Consider the following 21,571-nt stretch of genomic DNA (forward strand, 5'->3'; position numbering starts at 1 on the left):
TTTGAGTCAAATCGGCTGCAAGCGCTAGTCGAATATGCGCAAGCAGCTATCAATTAGATAGCGTTCGCTATTTGCCCCGTACCAGGGCCATGATCTGGCCCGCGTCCAGCGTCGCTGCCTTCTGCTGAATTTGTGGCAAGTACTGCGTTTGCAGCTGCTTGGCGGGCGTGAGCAGGCCCTGAAAGGTCTCGCGCAGCATGGCCGTGCTCATGACCCGGCCCCCTGCGTAATAGCGCTTGGCCACCTGCCCCAGCGCGTAGGTGGTGGCAAACGAAAACGCCATGCCTGTGGCAGCGCCGCCCAGCCCGCCGATGGTGCGGCCCGCCACCTTGCCCAGCAGGCCGCCCAGCAGCTTGCGGCCAAACTGCTCCAGGTACTGCGACGTCATGCCCACGCCGGCAGCGGCGATGAACTCCTTGATGTGGCCCTGGTCCAGCTCCATCCCGTGGGCCTTGCCGATGCCGTAGACCATCTTCACCTGCAGCGGGATGATGGCCATCGACGCCCATGACTGCGGCAGCAGCTCCAGCGCGCCATTGAGCAGCGCATAGTTCAGGATGGATTTGTCCAGCTCTGCGTCCGAGGCACCTGCACCGACTGCTGCGGCCAGAGGCGCTGCCGCAGCAGTGGCCACCGGCACCGCCATCGGCACGGCCTTTTCGGCCACGTCCACCAGCGCATCGGCTTGCTGGTCAAACGCTGCCGTCTGCGGGTCGCCCAGCTGCAGGGCCGCCTTGAGTCGGGTCAGAAACTCGCGCTCCGCCGCGGTCTGACGGCCGTCCACATCGCACACGCAGACAGCCATCTCGTAGGCCAGCTGGCGGTGCATGGGCTCGCTCAGACCCTGCACGGCGGCCTGCACGCTGGTGCGCTGCAGCAGCACGTCCTGGTAGATGCGCGGCAGGTCGGCCACGCCCCCGTCGCCCGCGAGCGACTGGGCAATGCGGCGGATCTCTTCGCGTTCGGCATCGTCCTTGTTGCCATCGGCAAACGCTGCCAGAAGGGCGATGGTAAGGATGGATTTTTGCTGGTCCAGGGTCATGGTCGTCGTGCAGAAAAAAGGGGTGGGAGGGGGTGCACACTGCTTGCAGTGTGTTGTGCGGTGGCTTGTGAACAGGTTCTTAGGTGCAGTCTAGGCAATGCGGTTTCAACGCCACAGCGTGTGGGGGATTGATGGCGCGGGCTGTGCGGGGCGCCGTGACTTCGGGTTTTCCCTTGGGTAGTTCGGCGACTGTGCGGAGGGCCATCGCTTGCCTACAGTGCTTGCCATCGCGCCGTCGTGGCGTGCATCAACGGAGGATGGACATGGGCGTAGCGATCGTGGGTTGGGCACATTTGCCGTTTGGCCGGCTGGACGGCCTGGGGCTTGAAGACCTCATTACGCGCGCGGGCCGAGAGGCCCTGCAGCACGCGGGCATTGACGGCACGGTGGTGGATGGCGTGTGGCTGGGCAACCTCAACGGCGGCTTCACGCCCGATGTGTTTGCCTCGTCACTGGCCCTGCAGTGCGACGACGCCCTGCGCTGGAAGCCCGCCACGCGGCTGGAGAACGCCTGCGCGTCGGGCTCGGCCGCCCTCTATGCCGCGTGTGATGCGATCGAAGCCGGTCGCGCCCGGGTTGCTCTTGTCATCGGCGCTGAAAAGATGACCGCTGTCTCCGGCGCCGAGACCACGCGCATCCTGGGCGACTGCGGCTACTCCGGCGAGGCGGGCAGTCCGCCCGGTGGCTTTCCGGGCATTTTTGCCTCCATCGCGCAGGACTACTTCGCGGCGCATGGCGACCATTCGGCCACCCTGGCACGCATCGCCGCCAAGAACCACGCCAACGGCGCGCTCAACCCCTGGGCCCACATGCGCAAGGACCTGGGCTTTGAGTTCTGCAACACCGTGTCCGACCGCAACCCGATGATTGCCGCGCCCCTGCGCAAGACGGACTGCTCTCTGGTGTCTGACGGCGCGGCGGCGGTCATCCTGGCGGCCGATGATGCGATGGCCGACTTCCCCCGCGCCGTGCGCCTGCGGGCGCGGGTGCAGGTCAACGACTACCTGCCCATGGCGCGCCGCCGTGTGGTGGACTTTGAAGGGCCCCGGCGCGCCTGGCAGCAGGCGCTGCAGCAGGCCGGGTGCGCGGTGCACGACCTGTCGTTGGCCGAGGTGCACGACTGCTTCACCATTGCCGAGCTGCTCACGTACGAGGCCATGGGCCTGGCGCCCGCAGGCCAGGGCCACCGCCTGTTGGAAGACGGCACCGTGCTGCGCAGCGGCCGCTTGCCCGTCAACGCGTCGGGCGGGCTCAAGGCCAAGGGCCACCCGATTGGCGCCACGGGCGTGTCAATGCATGTGGTGTCGGCCATGCAGCTCTTGGGCGAGGCGGGCGACCTGCAGGTGCCCGGCGCCACGCTGGCGGGCGTGTTCAACATGGGCGGATCGGCCGTGGCCAACTACGTGAGCATTCTGGAGCGCGCCCGATGAACATCGCCCACCTGCTGCGCCGCAGCGCCTTGCTGCACGCCCACCAGCCCGCGCTGCTGCATGGCGACCAGATGCTGTGGAGCTACGGCACGCTGGCCGCGCGCACCGCTGCGCTGGCCGCCCATCTGCGCACACGCTGTGGCGTGGCCCCGGGCGACCGCGTGGCCATCTATGCCGCCAATGCACCCGAATACCTGGAAGCCCTGCACGCCATCCTGTGGGCAGGGGCGGTGTCGGTGCCGGTCAACTACAAGCTGCATGCCAAAGAACTCGCCTACGTGCTGACCGACTCTGGCGTGCGCGTGGTGCTGACCTCTGAAGCGCTGGCACCCGCCGTGCGCGAGGCCGGGGCGCCGCAGGACGCGGTGCTGGTCTTTGGCTCCGACGCATACCGCGCCGCAGTCGCCCACACGCCCATGGACGTATGCGACCGCGCGCCGCATCACGTGGCCTCGCTGTTCTACACCTCAGGCACCACCGGCCGACCCAAGGGTGTGATGCAGACCCACCGCAACCTGCTGGCCATGACGGCCTGCTACTTCACCGATGTGGACGACATCCTGCCCGGCGACGCCATGGTCTACGCCGCACCCATGTCGCACGGCGCGGGGCTTTACAACTACGCCCAGGTGCTGCGCGGCGAGCGGCATGTGGTGCCGCTGTCGGGCGGGTTCGAGCCGGCCGAACTGGTGCAGCTCGCGGCCAGCGTGGGCCAGCTTACGCTGTTTGCAGCGCCCACCATGGTGCACCGCCTGGTGGACCATGTGCGTGCCACGGGTGCCGACGTCTCAGGCTTCAAGACCATCGTCTACGGCGGCGGCCCCATGTACGCCGACGACTTGCGCAACGCCCTGGCCGTGATGGGCAACCGCTTTGCACAGATCTACGGCCAGGGCGAAAGCCCCATGACCATCACCGCCCTGTCGCGCGCCCAGCTGGCCGACCGCGACCACCCGCGCTGGGCCGAGCGCATGGTGTCGGTGGGCGTGGCGCAGTCGCTGGTGGAAGTGCGTGTGGTCGATGCCATGGGTCAGCCTGTGCCCACCGGCGAGACCGGCGAGGTGGTGGTGCGCGGCGACACCGTGATGCCCGGCTACTGGAACAACCCCACCGCCACCGCGCAGACGCTGCGCGACGGGTGGCTCTACACCGGCGATATGGGCGCGCTGGATGCCGACGGTTTTCTCACGCTCAAGGACCGGTCCAAGGACGTGATCATCTCCGGCGGCAGCAACATCTACCCGCGCGAGGTCGAAGAGGTGCTGCTGCTCCACCCGCAGGTGCGCGAGGTCGCGGTGATCGGCCAGCGCGATACGGAATGGGGCGAGGTGGTGGTCGCCTTCCTGGTTGCGGGGGAGGGCGGTGCGGTGGCCGATGCCGTGCTGGATACGCTGTGCCTGGAGCACATTGCTCGCTTTAAGCGGCCCAAGGAATACCGGTGGGTGGAGGCGCTGCCGAAGAACAGCTATGGGAAGGTGTTGAAGACGGAGCTGCGGCGTATGTGAGCAAGTGGCGGCTTGCTGGGCCGATTGGCTTTGGCCGATAGCGGTCATAAGATTCACTGCGAAAGCACTTCATGAATCACCCGAATCATTCCAACGAAGAAGGAAGCTCCTCTGACAAGAGCAAGAGCGTCAACCATCATTTCAAGAGGGAGTCGAGGCTGATGATCTGGTTTGCTGTTGGCGTGCCAGTCATCTTGCTGCTTGGAGCCTTTCTGCTAGGTCCTGCGCTCCTCACTTTCATAGGTAGGTAGAGGCATCGACGCGTGGGTTGCACCCGTGACGAAAAGTGGCGGGCGGGGCTGCGTGCCTCAATACCGCATTCCTGTCGGCATTTAGCCCGGATGTTCTGCGTAGATTGGGTCAAGCAGCTCATGCGACAGCTTGCCGATAGGTATGCCGACAAGGTCTTGAAGGACTCAAGAGCACGCTCGTCCAGGCGAGCACGAGTTTCCGGTACACCCATCACAATCGCGGTTTTCAAACCCGCCCTACTATTCGCCATCTCTCATCAGTACACCCCTCCCATGACCACCACCCTCAAAATCGATTTTGTCTCCGATGTCTCCTGCCCCTGGTGCATCATCGGCCTCAAGGCGCTGGAGCAGGCGGCGGACCGGCTGCAGGGCGAGGTCGCGTTAGACCTGCACTTTCAGCCGTTCGAGCTGAACCCGCAGATGGGTCCTGCGGGTCAGGACATTGGCGAGCACCTGCAAGAAAAGTACGGCGCCACGCCCGAGCAGAGCCAGAAGAACCGCGATGCCATCGCGGCGCGCGGTGCGGCGCTGGGGTTTACCTTCAGCATGGACAAGCGCAGCCGCATCTACAACACCTTTGATGCGCACCGGCTGCTGCACTGGGCCGAAGAGAAGGGCGTGCAGCCCGCGCTGAAGAAGGCACTGTTCACGGCGTATTTCACCGACGGGCAGGACCCGAGCAACCACGAGGTGCTGGTGCGCGTGGCGGGGGAGTTGGGGCTGGATGTGGCCGAGGCGCGTGCGCTGCTCGCCTCAGACCGCTACGCCGACGAGGTGCGCGAGCGCGAGCAGTTCTATCTGCAAAACGGCATCCATTCGGTGCCCGCGATCATCGTCAACGAGCGCCACCTGATCCAGGGTGGGCAGCCGGTGGAGGTGTTTGAGCAGGCGCTGCGGCAGATTGCCGCGCAGGGCTAGATGCTATTTATTTGATAGCTGCTCAGGTATATTGCACTAGCGCTACTGGCAGCTACGATCAAAAAAGGGGCCTGTGGCCCCTTTTTTGATGTCTGAGCGATGCCCCGGCCACACCGGGCTACTGTCACTTGCGCAGCGGAATGGCGGTGGCGCGGTCCACCGGCACTGCAGTCACGCTGTTCTGCGGCGAGCCGTCGATGAGCTTGTCGGAGTAGGTGAGATACACCAGCGTGTTGCGGGCCGGGTCCACCATGCGCACGATGCGCAGCCGCTTGAACAGGATGGACATGCGCTCGCTGAACACTTCCTCCTGTTTCTTTAGTGGCTCGGGAATGCTGATGGGGCCGACCTGGCGGCAGGCAATGGAGGCCTCGGCGCGGTCCTCGGCCAGGCCCAGCGTGCCCTTGACACCACCAATGCGTGCCCGCGAGACGTAGCAGGTGACGCCCCGTACGCCTGGGTCGTCATAGGCCTCGACGATGATGTCGTGGTCGCGGCCGATCCACTGAAACGCGGTGTCCACGGTGCCGATTTTTTCGCCCGATGCAGCCTGCACTGTGCCGCCCGCGAGGGCGGCAAGCGCCACAACGGCGGCGGTTGCCAACGTGCGCGCAGCGGTCATGCCGCGGTCTCGCCTTCGGTGCAGCGCTGGGCCAGGTGGGCCAGCGCTTCTTCGACCTGGTCCACCAGCACCAGGCACAGGTCGCCGGGTTGCAGGCGCTCCAGGGCGGTGTCAATGGCGATGAACTCGCCACGGATCTCTTCCACATGCGTGGTGCGCGGCGCACCGGCCAGGCCTTCGCGCAGCAGGGCCATCACTTCGCCGTCGGCGCGGCCGCGCTGGGCAGCGTCCTGATACAGGATCACGTCGTCAAACGCGGCGCCCAGGATCACGGTCTGCTCGCGGATGTCTTCGTCGCGCCGGTCGCCCGCACCGCTGATGACCACGCTGCGGCGCTTGCCGGGCAGGGCGTCCACGGCCTGCACCAGGGCGCGCATGGCGTCGGGGTTGTGGCCGTAGTCGGCGATCACCGTCGCACCCCGGTAGTCCATGATGTTGAAGCGGCCGGGGGCGTTGTCGCTGTCGTTCACAAAGCCCGACAGGCCGCGGCGGATGGTCTGCCAGGGCATGCCCACGCCCCAGGCGGCAGCCACAGAGGCCATGACGTTCTCGACCTGAAAACCGATCTTGCCGTTGCGCGTGATGGGCACGTCGCGCAGGTGGATGGTCTCGCGCCACGAGCCTTCAGAGGCCACGATGGAGTCGCCATCCACATACACCGTGCGGTGGCCCTGGGCGCGGTGCGTGACCATCACGGGGTGGTGGCGGTCGCTCGCAAAGTAGATGACCTTGCCGGGGCAGGACGATGCCATGGCCGCCACGATGGGGTCGGCCGCGTTGAGCACGGCGTAGCCCGTGGGGGCCACGTTCTGCACGATCACGCGCTTGAGCACCGCCAGGTCTTCCACCGTGGTGATGTAGTTCAGGCCCAGGTGGTCGCCCGCGCCGATGTTGGTGACCACGGCCACCTGGCAGCGGTCAAAGCCCAGGCCTTCGCGCAGGATGCCGCCCCGCGCGGTCTCGAACACGGCGGCGTCCACCTCAGGATGCAGCAGCACGTTGCGGGCGCTCTTGGGGCCGCTGCAGTCGCCGCTGTCGATCTGGCGGCCGTTCACGTACACGCCGTCGGTGTTGGTCATGCCCACGCGCAAGCCCTGCGCGGTGAACAGGTGCGCAATCAGGCGCGCGGTGGTGGTTTTGCCGTTGGTGCCGGTCACGGCCACGGTGGGGATGCGGCCGTCGTCGCCGTAGGCAAACAGCTTGTCCACCATGGCAGCCCCCACGTTGCGGGGCTTGCCGTAGCTGGGGGCCAGATGCATGCGCAGGCCGGGGGCGGCGTTCACTTCCACAAAGCCGCCACCTTGTTCTTCAAGGGGGCGCAGCACGGTCTCGGCCACCATGTCCACACCGCAGATGTGCAGGCCCACCATCTGGGCGGCGGCCACGGCGCGGGCCGCAACCTCGGGGTGCACGTCGTCAGTCACATCGGTGGCGGTGCCGCCGGTGGACAGGTTGGCGTTGTTGCGCAAGATGACGCGCTGGCCTTTCTCGGGCACCGAGTCGGGCGTCAGGCCCTGCATGGCCAAGCGGGCCACGGCGATGTCATCGAGGCGGATCTTGGTGAGCGAGGTGGCGTGGCCTTCGCCACGGCGGGGGTCCTGGTTGACCACGTCCACCAGCTGGCGCACGGTGTGCTCGCCATCGCCCAGCACCTGGGGCGGCTCGCGGCGGGCGGCGGCCACCAGCTGGTCGCCCACCACCAGCAGGCGAAAGTCGTGGCCGGGCAAGAAGCGCTCGACCATCACGGTGCCGTAGTCGGCCGCGTTCTTGTAGGCTTCTTCAAGCTGTGCGCGGTCGGTGATGTTGACGGTGACGCCCTTGCCCTGGTTGCCGTCTTGCGGCTTGACCACCACGGGCAGGCCGACCTTGAGGGCGACCTCCCAGGCTTCGTCCACAGTCTCCACCGGCTTGCCCAGCGGGACAGGCACGCCAGCGGCGTGCAGCAGGCGCTTGGTCAGGTCCTTGTCCTGGCCGATGGATTCGGCCACGGCGCTGGTTGAATCGACCTCGGCTGCCTGAATGCGGCGCTGCTTGGAACCCCAGCCAAACTGCACCAGGCTGCCGCGCGTGAGGCGGCGGTAGGGGATGCCCCGGGCTACGGCGGCCTCGACGATGGAGCCCGTGCTGGGGCCCAGGCGCTCGTCTTCGTCCAGCTCGCGCAGGTCGGCGACGGCCTTTTCGGCGTCAAAGCTGCCGTTGCCCAGCGCGGCCTGGATGAGTTGCTGTGCGTCTTCAAACGCCTTGCGGCCCACGGCTTCTTCGCTGTATTCGACAACCACTTGGTACACACCGACATCACTGGTGGCCGTGGTGCGCGCAAAGGTCACGGGGCAGCCGGCCTGCGCTTGCAACGCCAGTGCTGCGGTCTGCAGCACGTGGGCCAGCGACACATCGCCGCCACCGGTTTCCGGGTGCAGTGCGCCGATGGCGGGGAACAGGGCCCGCAGGCGGGCTTCGAATCCGGCCATCTGGCCCACGGCGCGCTCGTTCTCGGCGCAGGTCACCACGGCCTCGATGGCCATGTGGCGGCTCCAGAGGTTGGGGCCGCGCAGGGCCCGGGTGCGGGTTACATCCATGGAAGTCTCTTTCAGTGGTCCATCAGAGCGCTGGGGCCCTGTTCAGGTCGTGGGATGTGGGGTCAAACAACAAACAAAGGCAAATGCACGAGAGGCCATCACGACCGCAGGGCGGCGGTGGGGACCAGTTCGGGCTCGAAGGTCTTGATGCCTGCGCCGATCAGGTCGGGGGCAATGTCCAGCGCCCAGGCCGTGCCGATGGCGGCCAGCAGGGCGTCGGTGTTTGGCACCACGGCGTTGCGGCCAAAGGTCAGGTCAGACAGGGCGCCCAGCACATGCTCGGCGCTGCCCGTGGCCAGCACCACGCGGCCGTTCTTCACGAAGACGGCGCGGCCATTGTCCTTGGCGCGGTGTTCGGCGATGACGGGCAGCGTGCCGTCCTGCGCATACAGCACCACGTCGCCGTCGGACAGGGGGGCCAGGTCGGCCACCTGGGCGATGGCGGCATTGAGCACCGCAGCGCCTTCGGCCAGCACCACGTCCACCTGGGTGCGCATCACCTTGGTCATCTGGTCCTGTTCGTGCACATCGAATTCGGCCAGCGTTTCCACGCCGTCCATGTCGGTCACCACGCCCACCTGGCAGCGGTCATACGCCAGGCCGTCGCGCAGGATGGTGCGGGCGTCGCTTTCGATCACGGCGGCCTGCACCATCTTGTTCATCAGCAGGCGGTGGGCGGCTTCCCAGTGGGCGCAGTCGGTGGCCTCCACGCAGCGACGATCCAGAAACAGCCCTTCGCGGCAGGCCAGGCCGGTGTGGTGCCCGCTCAGGTGCAGCAGCCAGGCCACCACGCGCGAGATGGTCGATGTGCTGCGCGTGCCGGCCACGCCCACCAGCGGAATGCGACCGGCCTGACCTTCGTCATCGGCGTCGGAGGGGAACAGGTGCTCGGCAATTGCCTGGCCCACAGGGCGCGGCGCGCCCACGGCGGGTTTCAGGTGCATGAGCAGGCCAGGGCCCGCGTTGACTTCGACAATCGCGCCGCCCTGGGTGTGCAGGGGCTTGGAAATATCGCGGGCCACCATGTCGATGCCTGCGATGTCCAGGCCCACCACCTTGGCGGCAAGCTGGGCGATGTACGCCACTTCAGGGTGCACGTCGTCCGTGCAGTCCACGGCCACGTTGCCATTGCGCTGCACCACCACTTGGCGGCCAGCGGCGGGCACCGAGTCGGCTTCAAGGTCCTGGCGCTTGAGTTCGAGCTGCACCTTGGTGTCGGTGGCCAGGTCGATGATTTCGAGCGGGTACTCTTCTTCGTAACCCCGGCGCGGGTCGGAGTTGAGCTGGGTGTCGATGAGTTCCTTGACGGTGGAGCGGCCGTTGCCGGTGATGGTGACCAACTCGCCACGTGCTGCGGCGACCACCTTGCCGCCCACCACCAGCAGGCGGTGCTCGTCGCCAGGGATGAAGCGCTCCACCATCACGTCGCTGCCCTCGGGGTAGGCCACGTGGTAGGCCGCTTCGATGTCTTCCTGCTTGCGCAGGTCCAGCGTCACGCCCCGGCCGTGGTTGCCGTCGGAGGGTTTGACCACCACGGGCAGGCCGATGTCTTGCGCGGCCTCCCAGGCTTCCTCGGGGCTGTTGACGACCTGGCCTTCGGGGATGGGCACGCCGCAGGACTTGAGCAGGCCCTTGGTCAGATCCTTGTCGCTGGCAATGCCTTCAGCAATCGCGCTGGTGTACTCGGTCTCGGCGGTCCAGATGCGGCGCTGGCGGGCGCCATAGCCCAGTTGCACCAGGTTGCCGTCATTCAGGCGGATGTGGGGAATGCCCCGGTCGGTGGCGGCGGTGACGATGCAGGCGGTGCTGGGGCCGAGGTACTGGTCGTCCACCTCGGTGCGCACGCGCGCCACGGCGGCCTGCACATCAAAAGGCTGGTCGTTGATGGCCGCCATGATCAGGGCATGGCCCTGGGCCAGTGCCACGCGGGCCACGCTTTCGTCGCGGGCGCGGAACACCATGCGGTACACGCCGCGCTGGCTGGTGCTGCGCGTCTGGCCGAAGCCGGTGGGCATGCCTGCCAGATTGAGCAGCTCGATCACGATGTGCTCCAGCACATGGCCGCACCAGGTGCCTTCCTGCAGGCGCTGCAGGAAGCCGCCGCGCTCGCCCACGCCGCAGTGGTGCTCGATCAGCGCTGGCAGCCAGGCCGTGAGGCGGTCATTGAAGCCGGGGATGGTGTTGGAGGGATAGTCCTCCAGCTCGCCCAGGTCCAGCCAGACTTCCAGGACCGGCCGGTAGGTCCAGATATTGGGGCCCCGCAGGTAGTTGATGCGAAGCAGTTGGATGTCGTTGAGTTTCGCCATGGATTGCAGCGGTTGTGGTTCCGGCCTTGGTAAGGGCTGTGCGGTAGAGGGACGAAAGGGAATTTTGTGGACGATGATTGTGCGCCAGTCCAGGGCCTGTGCGCAGTGTCAGCCAAAAGGCCGCCACAGACGTTACAGGAGGATGCCGTCGCACCGTGGCGTGCAGTATCGGTGAGAATTCTTGCTTTCGCGAGAGCGGCCACCGCAGGCAGCCGGTGGCGGAAAACCCAACCAAAAATGCAACATCACCATTCTGTGGACGCCTCGGGTGTCTTTTCTGGCCCTGTGGGGGCCGATTTGCGGGCCATGCTCGCTTCCAAAGAGAACGTGTTGGCGGCTTTGCCGGTTGACCTGAGCGCCACACTGCGCTTTGCGGCGGGGTGGGTGGTGGTGACCTCCGAACGGCTGCTGGCCTGCGAGCCGGGCACCACGACCTGGCGCAGCTGGCCCCTGGGTGAAGGGCTGACGCTCAAGCTGCATGACCATGGTGGAGTGGGCTCGCTCGAGCTGCACAACCCCCACGAGCGCCTGGCCCAGTGGCGCTTTACCCTGGCGCACCATGCGCAGGCGCTGCGCCTGGTGCAACGTTTTGAGCAGCAAAGCGCCCGGGGCGACAGCGGTGCCGAGGACGAAGCCGACGAGCCCGCTTGCCCCACCTGCCATACGCCGCTGCCGCCCGACACCGAGGAGTGCCCAGCTTGCGCCCGTGCCCAGCCACCCCAGACCTCCACCTGGGTGCTGCTGCGCCTGTGGCGTTTTGCGCGGCCCTATCGCAAACAGCTGGCGGCCGGTTTTGCGCTGACGCTGGCGTCCACGGCAGCGACCCTGGTGCCGCCCTACCTCACCATCCCGCTGATGGATGACATCCTGATTCCGTTCCAGAACGGCAAACAGATCGAACCTGGCCTGGTGCTGCTGTACCTGAGCGGCCTGCTGCTGTCGGCGCTGGCCGCCTGGGGCCTGTCCTGGGCGCGCACCTACATCCTGGCGCTGGTGTCCGAGCGCATCGGTGCCGACCTGCGCACCACCACGTACGAACACCTGCTGCGCCTGTCGCTCGACTACTTTGGGGGCAAGCGCACCGGCGACCTGATGGCGCGCATCGGGTCGGAGACCGACCGCATCAACGTGTTCCTGTCGCTGCACGCGCTCGACTTCATCACCGATGTGCTGATGATCGTGATGACGGCGGCGATCCTGTTCTCCATCAACCCGTGGCTCGCGTTGGTCACGCTGGTGCCGCTGCCCTTCATTGGCTGGATGATCCATACCGTGCGCGACCGCCTGCGCACCGGGTTTGAAAAGATCGACCGTGTGTGGTCCGAGGTGACCAATGTGCTGGCCGACACCATCCCCGGCATCCGCGTGGTCAAGGCCTTCGCCCAGGAAAAGCGCGAGGCCCAGCGCTTTCGCGATGCCAACCAGCACAACCTGGAGGTGAACGACAAGCTCAACAAGACCTGGAGCCTGTTCACCCCCACGGTGTCGCTGCTGACCGAAATCGGGCTGCTGGTGGTCTGGGCGTTCGGCATCTGGCTGGTGTCGCGCAACCAGATCACGGTGGGTGTGCTCACCGCCTTCATCGCCTACATCGGGCGGTTTTACGGGAGGCTGGATTCGATGAGCCGCATCGTTTCGGTCACCCAGAAGGCCGCTGCAGGCGCCAAGCGCATCTTCGACATCCTGGACCATGTGAGCAACGTGCCCGACCCTGCCCAACCCGTCAAGGTGGACAAGGTGCAAGGCGCCATCAGCATGCAGGGTGTGGGCTTCCGTTACGGCAGCCGCGCGGTCATCAAGGGGCTGGATCTGGACATCCGCCCCGGCGAGATGATTGGCCTGGTGGGCCACAGCGGATCGGGCAAGAGCACGCTGGTCAACCTGATCAGCCGCTTCTACGACGTGAGCGACGGGTCCATCCAGGTCGATGGCATCGACATCCGCCGCTTTGCGGTGGCCGACTACCGCCGCCACATCGGCCTGGTGCTGCAAGAGCCCTTTTTGTTCTTCGGCACCATCGCGGAGAACATCGCCTACGGCAAGCCCGAAGCGACGCGCGAGGAAATCGTGGCCGCCGCCCGCGCTGCCCATGCGCATGAATTCATCCTGCGCCTGCCGCACGGCTACGACTCGCTGGTGGGCGAGCGCGGCCAGGGCCTGTCGGGCGGCGAGCGCCAGCGCATCAGCATTGCGCGCGCGCTGCTGATCGACCCACGCATCCTGATCCTGGACGAGGCCACCTCGGCGGTGGACACCGAGACCGAAAAGGAAATCCAGAAGGCGCTCGATAACCTGGTGCAAGGCCGTACGACGATCGCCATTGCCCACCGCCTGTCCACCCTGCGCAAGGCCGACCGCCTGGTGGTCATGGACCGCGGCGAGGTGGTGGAAGTGGGCCCGCACGATGAATTGATGGAAAAGCAGGGCGCCTACTGGCGGCTGTACGAAGCCCAGGCCCGCCGTGCCGAAGAAGATGCGCAGGCGGCGGGCGTGATCATCGACAGCAGCCTGCTGCACCCGGCCCACCCCGCCGGCAACCCCTGAGACGCTGTGAGCGACCCTGCCATGAATGCTTCCCTGACCCCATCGTCGTCCACCCCTGCCTTCCAGCTCACGCGCAACCCGCACGGCCGCCTCGTCCTGACCCTGGCCGATGGCACGGCCCATGAGGGCGTGACTCCCGTGCGTGCTTTTCCCATCGCCGCGCCGGGCGAGGGGTTGTCCCTGGTGGGCGCCGACGGTCATGAGCTGCTGTGGGTTCCCCGGCTGGAGGCCGTGACGGGCGCCGCCCGGCAGCTCATTGATGAAGAGCTGGAGGTGCGCGAGTTTGTGCCCACTATCCAGAAAATCCTCGCCGTTTCTAGTTTCTCGACCCCTAGCACCTGGGATGTGGAGACCGACCGGGGGCCTGCCCGCCTGGTGCTCAAGGCCGAAGAAGACATCCGCCGCCTGGGCGGGCGCACCCGGCTGCTGATTGCCGGGGGCGACGGCTTGCAGTTCCGTGTGAAGGACACCACGGCGCTGGACAAGCATTCGCGCCGCTTGCTCGAACGCTTTCTTTGACCTTGTAAGGCGGAGTCAAGCCGGCTCCGTCCTGGGCTCGGACCTTGTCCCGCCAGCCGTAGGAGCCTGTCTGCGCTCCTCTGCAAGACCGTCAACATGCTCTGTCGGGAATGTGGGGCCGGCGGAGCCCCCCTCTTGCGCATTCCTTGCGCACGGCCCGAGCCGCTTACTTCTCTGCCTGTTCCCCTGCAGCGGGTGATGGCCTGCGGGCGCCCGGCCTTCTGACGGCGTGGTGCTGTTGCGACATTCGGCGTGCGCCCAGCGCGCTGTTCGGCCGATTCGGCCCATTCGGGGCACTGTTTGGCACCTTCATGGTCCCTGCCTGATGCTGAACCGTCCCGAAAAGCTGGCTTTTTGCTAGGGAAAACCCTAAATTTCGTTCAATCGGTGAAAAAGACCTAAATTCACCCTTCTTTTTGCCGTAATGAATGTACGAAGAGGCCGAGAGACCCTCTGTACCTTTTGTTCAACTACGGGCCAATGTCATGCAAATGCCACCTGTCGATCGATCGCCGTCCTGGCGTCCTCAGGGCGCTGATTTGTATTCCACTGGCGCCTCGGGTGCGCCTCCGGTGCGTCCCATCAACGCTCCCAACCCTGTCGAGTCCATGGACCGGATGGGTGAGGGGGCGATCGTGCGCGAGCCGGACAAACCCTCGGCGCCCGAGGCGCCCAACCGGGACTGGACGGCGGTAAAAAAGAAAGACACCGTCGAAGAGCCGCCGGAGCCTCCCAAAGAGCCGATCTACAAGCAGCTGCTGGAGTTCATCCAGTCGATGTGGCGCGCCAGCGGCAGCGCGGTAGAGGTCGCGCAGGACGTCAACAAGATGACCTTGCAGGAGCGCCTGGCCCAGCAGGCCAAGAACGAGCCGCTGACCTACACCGACCCCAAGGTCAAGCGCACCGGTGGCGCCTGAGCAGCTGGTGCTGCCGGGTTGCCTGCCCTGAAGGCGGCCCATTGCGTGCGGTGGCGAGCCCGGTGCAGTGCAGCGAAGCCACTGCGCAGCGGCAAACTGTGACGTACAGGCGCTGCATTCGTGGGTGCACAGTGCCGTGCGCACGGAAGCTGTGGGTACTGCCGCGATGCGTCAGGTATTTTTTGCTATCAAATGGATAGCTTTTGGCGCATATTGCACTAGCGCTCCAAGTCGATTGGACTGATTTTTTGGGCTTTGCCGCTTGGCAAAGTGCAACCAGCGCTCCTCACGGGCGGGTCTCTGGCGCAGGGGGCGGCGCAGCCGGTGCCGCCGACGTCGCAGCCGCTTGTGCCGCTGCTCGCTGGCGATCACGCTCGGCGCGGTACTTGGCGGCGAAGGCACGGACTTCGGCATACGACACAAAGCCATCGCCATCCGTGTCGGCCTCGTCAAAGGCTGCCGCCAGGCGCGGGAACAGCTTTACCTCAGAGCGGCTGAGCTTGCCGTCTCCGTTGAAGTCCAGCATCTTGAATTCACGTTGTGCCTTCAGCTCGCCCGGGCTCACTGCCGCTGCGGGCTCTGTGGCGGCGTGTGTCTCCGCTGGAGGGGCCGGTGCTGGTGGGGGCGTTTGTGCCAGTGCTGCACAGGCTGCCAACAGGGCCACCGTCGCCAGGACCGGCCTTTGCAACCCCATGGACGCCAGGGATGTGCGAATGCGCAAAGTGTTCTCCTTCGAAGTCTCAACGGCCATGGTGGCACATGGGGGGCGATGGCGGTGGTTTGCAACCGGGGCTTTGCAGGCTTTCACCGGGCGTTGCAAGTCTTTGCAGAACTTTTCCCAAGGGCTGGGTGCAGGGTGGCACAGCGCGCCAGCCTGCAGCCGAGGCTCCTGCGGGTCAGTTCCCTGCGACCCGCACCGGATTCGAGATGCCGCTGTTCACATGGCCCGCAGGCACGTGGCGCGCTGCCGAGGTGACGTGGCCGGTCTGGTCGTCAAAGAAGAAATCGGGCTCGAACTCGCGCAGAAATTCGCCCTTGGGCAGGCCGCCCAGGAACATGGCTTCGTCCACCGCAATGTTCCAGTCCATCAGGGTGCGGATGGCGCGCTCGTGCGCGGGGGCGCTGCGGGCGGTGACGAGCGCGGTGCGGATGCGCATGCCGGTGCCACCGGCCTCGCCCGCAGACTGCAGGCGGTGCAAGGCGGCCAGCAGGGGTTTGAACGGGCCGTCGGGCAGGGGCTGTGCGGCCTTGTCGGTCTCGTGCTGCTGGAAGGCGGCCAGCCCCTCCGCCTGGTACACGCGCTCGGCCTCATCGGAGAACAACACGGCGTCGCCGTCAAAGGCAATCCGCACTTCGTTGGGGTTGGAGTCGCCCGCCTGCACCGACTCCGTCACCACCCGCGCGGCGGGGTAGCCCAGGTGCAAGGCCTCGCGCACGTCGGCCTCGTTGGCGGACAGGAAAAGGTGTGCACCCAGCGGCCGCAGGTAGCGAAACGGGTCGCGCCCTTGCGTGAACACACCGCGCTGGATGGTGGGCAGCCCATGGGCATGGCACGAGCGGAACACGCGCATGCCGCTCACCGGGTCATTGCGCGACAGCAGCACCACCTCCACGCGCTGGTGCTCGGAGGTATTGAACGCGAGCAGCTTGCGCACCAGTGAAAACGCCACGCCCGGCGCAGCAGGTACGTCGAGCCGCTGGCGCTGCATGTCCACGTAGGCGCGGTCGTTGTCCTTTTCGAAGACGCGGTTCTCTTCCTCAAAATTGAACAGCGCGCGCGAGGAGATGGCGACTACCAGCTTGTCGTCGAGCGTCACGGCCATAAGGTCACTTTACAAACTGGTTGAGCTGGATGATCGGCAGCAACACGGCCAGCACGATCAGCATCACGATCAGGCCCATGCCCACGATGAGCAGCGGCTCCAGGATCGTAGCCAGGGCCATGGCGCGGCGCTGGACCTCTGCCGAGAGCTGGCGGGCCGCGCGCTGCAGCATCACGGGCAGTTGTCCGGTCTGTTCGCCCAGGCGTGCAAACATCGACAGTAGGCCCGGAAAGCGTTTCTTTTGGGCCAAGGCCGAGGCCAGCGGAGCTCCCTCGCGCACCAGCACCAGGGCGTCGAGCGCGTCGGCCCGCAGCGCGCGGTTGTTCAGCGTTTCAGCAGCCGCCTGCAAGGCCTTCAGGATCGGCACCCCGGCGCCTGCCAGCATGGCCAGCGTGCCGGCAAACCGTGCTGCGTTGTAGCCGCGGGCCAGTTTGCCCACCAGGGGCAGATTGAGCCAGGCGGCATCAAATTTCTCGCGAATATGGCCGATGGTGAGCGCCCATCTTGTCCCAAGTGCTATCAAAATAAAAGCAATCAACATCACCCAGCCATAGCTGCGCACAAAGGCGCTCAGGCCCAGCATGGCCACTGTCAGGAACGGCAACGCCCGCTTGGTGCCTGCAAACACGCTGGCCACCTGCGGCACCACATAGCCCACCAGGAACAACACGATCACGATGGCCACCAGGGTCACGATGGCCGGGTACAGCGCAGCGCCCACCAGCTTGGCCTTGAGCGCCTGGCGCTCTTCCAGGTCGTCTGCCAGGCGCTCCAGCACCAGGCCCAGGTTGCCGCTGTGCTCGCCCGCACCGATCACGGCGCAGTAGATGTCAGAGAACTCGCGCGGGTGCTGCGAAAGTGCGCGGGCAAAGGTGGCGCCCGCATTGACCTCGGCGCGCAGGGCGGCGACCAGGTGGCGCTGGCGTTCATCGTCGGCTTCTTCGGACAGCGCGGTGAGTGCACGTTCCAGAGGCAGGCCGGACGACACCAGCCCGGCGATCTGCCGTGTCCAGATGGCCAGCCCCGTCGCGCTGAACACCGGCCGGGTGAACAGGCGCTGGCCCAGGCTGGCGGACCGGCCGTCCAGCGACTGGCCCGTCTGCACCAGCTCCACCGCCAGCGGCACCAGCGCCTGGGCCCGCAGCAGGCTGCGTGCGGCCTTGGCGGTGTCAGCCTCCAGGAGGCCTTTGCGGGTCTGGCCCTGGGCGTCCAGGGCTTCAAAGGAAAAAGCAGGCATGCAAATGCGGGCGTGGGTGGTGGGGCGTCAGCGTGGAAATCAGGCAGTCCCGCAACGGACGGATGTCCGCCGCAGGCTTGGCAGACCCTGATGGTAGCCGCTACCCAAGGCCGGGGGCTTCCACTCGACTCCCTTACCCGGGGCATGACACAGGTCAAGGCGCTGACGCATGGCACGCGCAGAATGAAAGTTGATCTGTGGCATCGGGTTGCAGGCGTTTGGAACGAACAAGGGGTCTTTCATGCTGAAAAACAAGGTGGCATTGGTAACGGGCGCATCGTCGGGCATCGGCCGCGCGATTGCGCTGGTGTGGGCGCGTGAAGGTGCCAAGGTGGTGGTGTCGGATGTGAATGTGCAGGCGGGCGAGGAAACCGCCGCGCTGGTGCGCGCAGCCGGGGGCGATGCGATCTTTGTGGCGGCCGACGTGGGCAAGCCCGAGGACTGCGAGGCGCTGGTGCAGCGCACCGTCGCCCACTACGGCCGCCTGGACGTGGCCTGCAACAACGCGGGCATCGGTGGCCCGCAGGCGCCTACGGCCGACTACCCGCTGGACGGCTGGGCGCAGGTCATCAACATCAACCTGTCGGGCGTGTTCTACGGCATGAAGTACCAGATCGCCGCAATGCTGAAGAACGGTGGCGGCGCCATCATCAACATGGCGTCTATCCTGGGTTCGGTGGGCTTTGCCACGGCGCCCGCCTACACGGCGGCCAAGCACGGGGTGGTGGGGCTGACCAAGGCTGCGGCCATCGAATACAGCGCGCACGGCGTGCGCGTCAATGCCGTGGGCCCTGCTTTCATCCACACGCCCATGATCAGCGGGTTGGAGCAGGACGCCGGCATCAACGCCATGCTGGTTGGCGCCCACCCCATCGGCCGTCTGGGACAGCCCGAGGAGGTGGCCGAGCTGGTGACCTGGCTCGCGTCCAGCAAGGCGTCGTTTGTGACCGGGGCGTACTACCCCGTGGATGGCGGTTACCTGGCGCGCTGAAGAACAAGAGCGGCGCCCAGGCGCCCCCCCCGGCTGCCCAGGTGCTCAGGCTGCGACGGCGGCCTGGCCCAGTGTTGCGTGGGCCTTGGCGGCAATGTCCAGCGAGCGCAGACGCAGCGCAGGGTCGTACACATCGCTCACCAGCATCAGCTCGTCGGCGCCAGTGGCTTCGCTCAGGCGGGCCAGCCCTGCACGCACCGTGTCCGGCCCGCCAATCACGGCCGCAGCCAAAAAGTCGCCAATCGCTGCACGCTCTTGGGGTTGCAGGCGCGCAGCATAGTTCTCGATGGGCGGCAGCAGACGGCGGCGGTCACCCGTCAAGATGCCGAGCACGCGCTGGTAGGTGCTGCTGGCCAGGTAGTCGGCCTCTTCGTCCGTCGGGGCCGCGATCAGCGGCACGCCAATGGCCACATAGGGCTTGGGCCAGGCGGCAGACGGCCGGTACAGATTGCGGTACAGGTCGATGGCCTGGTGCAGCAGGCGCGGCGCAAAGTGTGAGGCGAACGCATATGGCAAACCGCGCTCGGCTGCCAGCTGGGCCGAAAACAGGCTGGAGCCCAGCAGCCAGATCGGCACATTGGTGCCCGCACCCGGCATGGCAATCAGGCGCTGGCCGGGCTCGGCAGGGGCCAGCAGGCGCTGCAACTCGGCCACGTCGCGCGGAAAGTCTTCTTCGGTTTCCACCCGGCTGCGGCGCAGTGCTCGCATGGTGGTGGGGTCGGTGCCCGGCGCGCGGCCCAGGCCCAGGTCAATGCGGCCGGGGTACAACTCGGCCAGCGTGCCAAAGGCCTCGGCCACCACCAGCGGGGCATGGTTGGGCAGCATCACGCCGCCCGACCCGACGCGGATGCGCGAGGTGCCACCGGCAATGTGGCCTACCAGCACGGCGGTGGCGGAGCTGGCAATGCCCGCCATGTTGTGGTGCTCGGCCAGCCAGTAGCGGGCAAAGCCCAGTTTTTCGGCATGCTGGGCGGTGCGCAGCGCAATCTGCAGCGCATCGGCCACGGTGCCGCCTTCGCGGACGGCCACCAGATCAAGCATGGAAAGGGCAGGGCGGCGGGGAGTGGAAGTCATGCGCCCATTGTCCGGCTGCCGTTGCTTTTGTGCAGGCGGTGGGCGCAGAGCTGGCAGTGGCAGCAGGGTTGCCCACGCACATTTTTACGAACGGGCCATTTTTTGGTAGCCAAAACTGCGGAGGCGCCACAGAATGTTTCAAGACATTTCCGCGCCGGCTGCCATTTCGCGCTGCGCGGGCCAGTCGCGCAAAAGGGATGACGCATGGGTTTTTTCAGCCGCTTGTTCAAGATCCGGGAGCAGGACCCCACCAGCCCCGAGACCACCTGGGCCATGGAAGACAACGGCAGTGAACTGGTGCTGGATGCCGAGTACGCGGCCACGCTGATGACCGAGATCGACATCGACGCCGCCATTGCCAGCCACGAGCGCTGGCGCCTGCAGCTGCAAGACATGGTCAACGGGCGCTCCGACGAAGTCATGCGGCCCGAACGCATCTGCCAGGACGACCGCTGTGACCTCGGCCGATGGCTCTACGGCACGGGCCGGGTGCGCCTGGGGCATTACCCCGCGTTCGACATGCTGGTGGCGCGGCACAAATACTTTCACCAGCAGGCGGCCGACGTGGTGACAGCTTTCCAGTCGGGCGACCAGCCTAAGGCAGCGCAGCTGCTCAACGGCAGTTGCCGACACGCATCCAACCAGGTGCTGCTGCTGCTCAAGGAGCTCAAGCGCGGGCTGGGGCGCTGAGCCGCACCACCCCGGGTGGGGGTATTCTTTTTGCCAAGCCGTTCGGCCTTCTGAAGCCGCAATCCTCTGCCGCTGCGCGCGTCGCGCCGCGCGAAGGTGGAGGTGTCGCCAGCGATACCTTTTTTAGAGCGCACGTGAACGACTCTTTGGCGCACTGACCGCACCGAGCATCGGCACACAGCTCTTACATCTGCAGACAGGACCCACGGCCGGAATCAGGAGGTGGCGTCGCTATATTTCGGCGCACTTGAGAACCTTTGCTTGCACAAGGTTGCTCAATAAAACATTCATACCTAAAGCAACGATAAAGAAGAGAGAGGGAATTCGATGGACCGCCGCCAACTACTGACGCTTGTGACCCTGGCATCCGGCGTGAGTGCCGTATCGCCCGTCTGGGCACAGTTTGACCTGGGCAAGATGCTCGACGCGGGCAAGGACCTGGCCAAATCCGAGTCGCTGACCGACGACGAGGTCAAGGCTGCCTTTGACCAGATGGCCGCTGAAAGCGACCGCCAAAACCGCATTGCCCCCGCCGGCAACCCCTACGCCACGCGCCTGAACAAACTCACGGCGGGCTTGGGCACGTATGACGGCCTGAAGATGAACTTCAAGGTCTACCTCACCCCAGACATCAATGCCTTTGCCATGGCCAACGGCACCATCCGTGTGTACTCGGGCCTGATGGACAAGTTCACCGATGACGAAGTGCGCTACGTCATCGGCCACGAAATCGGCCACGTCAAAAAGGGCCACAGCAAGGCCCGCATCCAGGCGGCCCTGCGCACCAGCGCCCTGCGCAATGCCGTCTCGTCCAGTAACAGCCGCGCCGGCGCCATCGCCGACTCGCAACTGGGCGATCTGTTTGAAAAAGTGGTGCGCGCCCAGCACTCCCAAAGCAACGAACGCGAGGCCGACGATTACGCGATGGGCTTCATGAAAGCCAAGCGCTACCAGCCTGGCGCCTGCGTGAGCGCACTGGAAAAGCTGGCCGCGATGTCGGGCGGGGATTCGAGCAACTTTCTGTCCACCCACCCCTCGCCGAAGGAGCGGGCGGAGCGGATGAAGACGCAGTTGGCCTGACGTCTCGTTCTGGTTAAGACCCTGGTGGGGCTGTACCGCGCCT

At 66.1% G+C, this 21,571-nt stretch carries 17 protein-coding genes; 9 read left to right on the top strand and 8 right to left on the bottom strand.

The window, feature by feature from the left end:
• Window positions 1-67 precede the first annotated feature (67 nt).
• On the bottom strand, window positions 68-1,042 hold the full coding sequence (locus ATF69_RS16315) for a YcjF family protein (RefSeq protein WP_146871637.1): 975 nt from the start codon (window positions 1,040-1,042) through the stop codon (window positions 68-70).
• Window positions 1,043-1,305: 263 nt separating this feature from the next.
• On the opposite strand from ATF69_RS16315, the gene ATF69_RS16320 reads away from it, so the two are divergent.
• The 3 genes from ATF69_RS16320 to ATF69_RS16330 all read left to right on the top strand — a co-directional run bounded on the left by ATF69_RS16320 (window position 1,306) and on the right by ATF69_RS16330 (window position 5,149).
• Entirely contained in the window at window positions 1,306-2,472 is a 1,167-nt protein-coding gene (locus tag ATF69_RS16320) for an acetyl-CoA acetyltransferase (protein WP_146871638.1), read from the top strand.
• Window positions 2,469-3,977, top strand: coding sequence for an AMP-binding protein (locus ATF69_RS16325; RefSeq protein WP_146871639.1), 1,509 nt, complete (start codon window positions 2,469-2,471; stop codon window positions 3,975-3,977). Before ATF69_RS16320 ends, ATF69_RS16325 begins: the two co-directional genes overlap by 4 nt.
• Before the next feature lie 524 nt (window positions 3,978-4,501).
• A complete protein-coding gene (locus tag ATF69_RS16330) occupies window positions 4,502-5,149 on the top strand; it encodes a DsbA family oxidoreductase (protein WP_146871640.1) in 648 nt (215 codons plus the stop codon).
• Window positions 5,150-5,273: 124 nt separating this feature from the next.
• Here the strand turns inward: ATF69_RS16330 and ATF69_RS16335 are convergent, their stop codons facing one another.
• The 3 genes from ATF69_RS16335 to ATF69_RS16345 form a co-directional block, all read right to left on the bottom strand.
• Window positions 5,274-5,771, bottom strand: a complete 498-nt coding sequence (locus ATF69_RS16335; RefSeq protein ID WP_146871641.1) for a CreA family protein — start codon at window positions 5,769-5,771, stop codon at window positions 5,274-5,276.
• Window positions 5,768-8,347, bottom strand: coding sequence for a cyanophycin synthetase (gene cphA, locus ATF69_RS16340; protein WP_146871642.1), 2,580 nt, complete (start codon window positions 8,345-8,347; stop codon window positions 5,768-5,770). The genes ATF69_RS16335 and cphA overlap by 4 nt, the downstream gene beginning before the upstream one ends.
• Window positions 8,348-8,445: 98 nt before the next feature.
• Entirely contained in the window at window positions 8,446-10,653 is a 2,208-nt protein-coding gene (locus ATF69_RS16345) for a cyanophycin synthetase (RefSeq protein WP_056746933.1), read from the bottom strand.
• Window positions 10,654-10,890: 237 nt separating this feature from the next.
• Here ATF69_RS16345 and ATF69_RS16350 point away from each other — a divergent pair, with 237 nt between their 5' ends.
• From ATF69_RS16350 to ATF69_RS16360, 3 genes are all read left to right on the top strand, one after another.
• Entirely contained in the window at window positions 10,891-13,197 is a 2,307-nt protein-coding gene (locus tag ATF69_RS16350) for a cyanophycin metabolism-associated ABC transporter (protein WP_056746932.1), read from the top strand.
• 21 nt (window positions 13,198-13,218) lie between these two features.
• Complete coding sequence (locus ATF69_RS16355) at window positions 13,219-13,716, top strand: cyanophycin metabolism-associated DUF1854 family protein (RefSeq protein ID WP_056746931.1); 498 nt, start codon at window positions 13,219-13,221, stop codon at window positions 13,714-13,716.
• 485 nt (window positions 13,717-14,201) lie between these two features.
• Window positions 14,202-14,633, top strand: coding sequence for a hypothetical protein (locus ATF69_RS16360; RefSeq protein ID WP_056746930.1), 432 nt, complete (start codon window positions 14,202-14,204; stop codon window positions 14,631-14,633).
• Between the two features lie 286 nt (window positions 14,634-14,919).
• Here ATF69_RS16360 and ATF69_RS16365 read toward each other — a convergent pair whose 3' ends face one another.
• The 3 genes from ATF69_RS16365 to gspF all read right to left on the bottom strand — a co-directional run bounded on the left by ATF69_RS16365 (window position 14,920) and on the right by gspF (window position 17,693).
• The gene (locus ATF69_RS16365; protein ID WP_056066421.1) at window positions 14,920-15,327 is read right to left on the bottom strand and encodes an EF-hand domain-containing protein; all 408 of its coding nucleotides are present in this window, start codon (window positions 15,325-15,327) and stop codon (window positions 14,920-14,922) included.
• 202 nt (window positions 15,328-15,529) lie between these two features.
• Window positions 15,530-16,456, bottom strand: a complete 927-nt coding sequence (locus ATF69_RS16370; protein WP_056746929.1) for a 5'-nucleotidase — start codon at window positions 16,454-16,456, stop codon at window positions 15,530-15,532.
• 4 nt (window positions 16,457-16,460) lie between these two features.
• On the bottom strand, window positions 16,461-17,693 hold the full coding sequence (gspF, locus tag ATF69_RS16375; protein WP_146871643.1) for a type II secretion system inner membrane protein GspF: 1,233 nt from the start codon (window positions 17,691-17,693) through the stop codon (window positions 16,461-16,463).
• A gap of 241 nt (window positions 17,694-17,934) precedes the next feature.
• Here gspF and ATF69_RS16380 point away from each other — a divergent pair, with 241 nt between their 5' ends.
• Entirely contained in the window at window positions 17,935-18,684 is a 750-nt protein-coding gene (locus ATF69_RS16380; RefSeq protein WP_056066587.1) for an SDR family NAD(P)-dependent oxidoreductase, read from the top strand.
• A 45-nt stretch (window positions 18,685-18,729) separates the two neighbouring features.
• Here the strand turns inward: ATF69_RS16380 and ATF69_RS16385 are convergent, their stop codons facing one another.
• Entirely contained in the window at window positions 18,730-19,758 is a 1,029-nt protein-coding gene (locus tag ATF69_RS16385; RefSeq protein WP_146871644.1) for an LLM class flavin-dependent oxidoreductase, read from the bottom strand.
• Window positions 19,759-19,962: 204 nt separating this feature from the next.
• Here ATF69_RS16385 and ATF69_RS16390 point away from each other — a divergent pair, with 204 nt between their 5' ends.
• Both ATF69_RS16390 and ATF69_RS16395 read left to right on the top strand, forming a co-directional pair.
• Window positions 19,963-20,448 (top strand): CZB domain-containing protein, encoded by a 486-nt coding sequence (locus ATF69_RS16390; RefSeq protein WP_015015652.1) that lies wholly within the window; start codon window positions 19,963-19,965, stop codon window positions 20,446-20,448.
• A 327-nt stretch (window positions 20,449-20,775) separates the two neighbouring features.
• Complete coding sequence (locus tag ATF69_RS16395; RefSeq protein ID WP_056066410.1) at window positions 20,776-21,528, top strand: M48 family metallopeptidase; 753 nt, start codon at window positions 20,776-20,778, stop codon at window positions 21,526-21,528.
• Window positions 21,529-21,571: the final 43 nt, after the last annotated feature.

Origin of the sequence: Acidovorax delafieldii (genome assembly GCF_007993815.1) — a bacterium.
Classification (GTDB): Bacteria; Pseudomonadota; Gammaproteobacteria; order Burkholderiales; family Burkholderiaceae_C; genus Acidovorax; species Acidovorax delafieldii.

Bases quoted from the DNA above. Each gene is read 5' to 3' on its own strand.
- ATF69_RS16380 (WP_056066587.1), top strand. From the start codon at position 17,935: ATGCTGAAAAACAAGGTGGCATTGGTAACGGGCGCATCGTCGGGCATC.
- ATF69_RS16395 (WP_056066410.1), top strand. From the start codon at position 20,776: ATGGACCGCCGCCAACTACTGACGCTTGTGACCCTGGCATCCGGCGTG.
- ATF69_RS16350 (WP_056746932.1), top strand. From the start codon at position 10,891: ATGCAACATCACCATTCTGTGGACGCCTCGGGTGTCTTTTCTGGCCCT.
- ATF69_RS16335 (WP_146871641.1), bottom strand. From the start codon at position 5,771: ATGACCGCTGCGCGCACGTTGGCAACCGCCGCCGTTGTGGCGCTTGCC.
- ATF69_RS16355 (WP_056746931.1), top strand. From the start codon at position 13,219: ATGAATGCTTCCCTGACCCCATCGTCGTCCACCCCTGCCTTCCAGCTC.
- ATF69_RS16370 (WP_056746929.1), bottom strand. From the start codon at position 16,456: ATGGCCGTGACGCTCGACGACAAGCTGGTAGTCGCCATCTCCTCGCGC.
- ATF69_RS16390 (WP_015015652.1), top strand. From the start codon at position 19,963: ATGGGTTTTTTCAGCCGCTTGTTCAAGATCCGGGAGCAGGACCCCACC.
- gspF (WP_146871643.1), bottom strand. From the start codon at position 17,693: ATGCCTGCTTTTTCCTTTGAAGCCCTGGACGCCCAGGGCCAGACCCGC.
- ATF69_RS16320 (WP_146871638.1), top strand. From the start codon at position 1,306: ATGGGCGTAGCGATCGTGGGTTGGGCACATTTGCCGTTTGGCCGGCTG.
- ATF69_RS16330 (WP_146871640.1), top strand. From the start codon at position 4,502: ATGACCACCACCCTCAAAATCGATTTTGTCTCCGATGTCTCCTGCCCC.
- ATF69_RS16315 (WP_146871637.1), bottom strand. From the start codon at position 1,042: ATGACCCTGGACCAGCAAAAATCCATCCTTACCATCGCCCTTCTGGCA.
- ATF69_RS16365 (WP_056066421.1), bottom strand. From the start codon at position 15,327: ATGGGGTTGCAAAGGCCGGTCCTGGCGACGGTGGCCCTGTTGGCAGCC.
- ATF69_RS16385 (WP_146871644.1), bottom strand. From the start codon at position 19,758: ATGACTTCCACTCCCCGCCGCCCTGCCCTTTCCATGCTTGATCTGGTG.
- ATF69_RS16360 (WP_056746930.1), top strand. From the start codon at position 14,202: ATGCAAATGCCACCTGTCGATCGATCGCCGTCCTGGCGTCCTCAGGGC.
- cphA (WP_146871642.1), bottom strand. From the start codon at position 8,347: ATGGATGTAACCCGCACCCGGGCCCTGCGCGGCCCCAACCTCTGGAGC.
- ATF69_RS16345 (WP_056746933.1), bottom strand. From the start codon at position 10,653: ATGGCGAAACTCAACGACATCCAACTGCTTCGCATCAACTACCTGCGG.
- ATF69_RS16325 (WP_146871639.1), top strand. From the start codon at position 2,469: ATGAACATCGCCCACCTGCTGCGCCGCAGCGCCTTGCTGCACGCCCAC.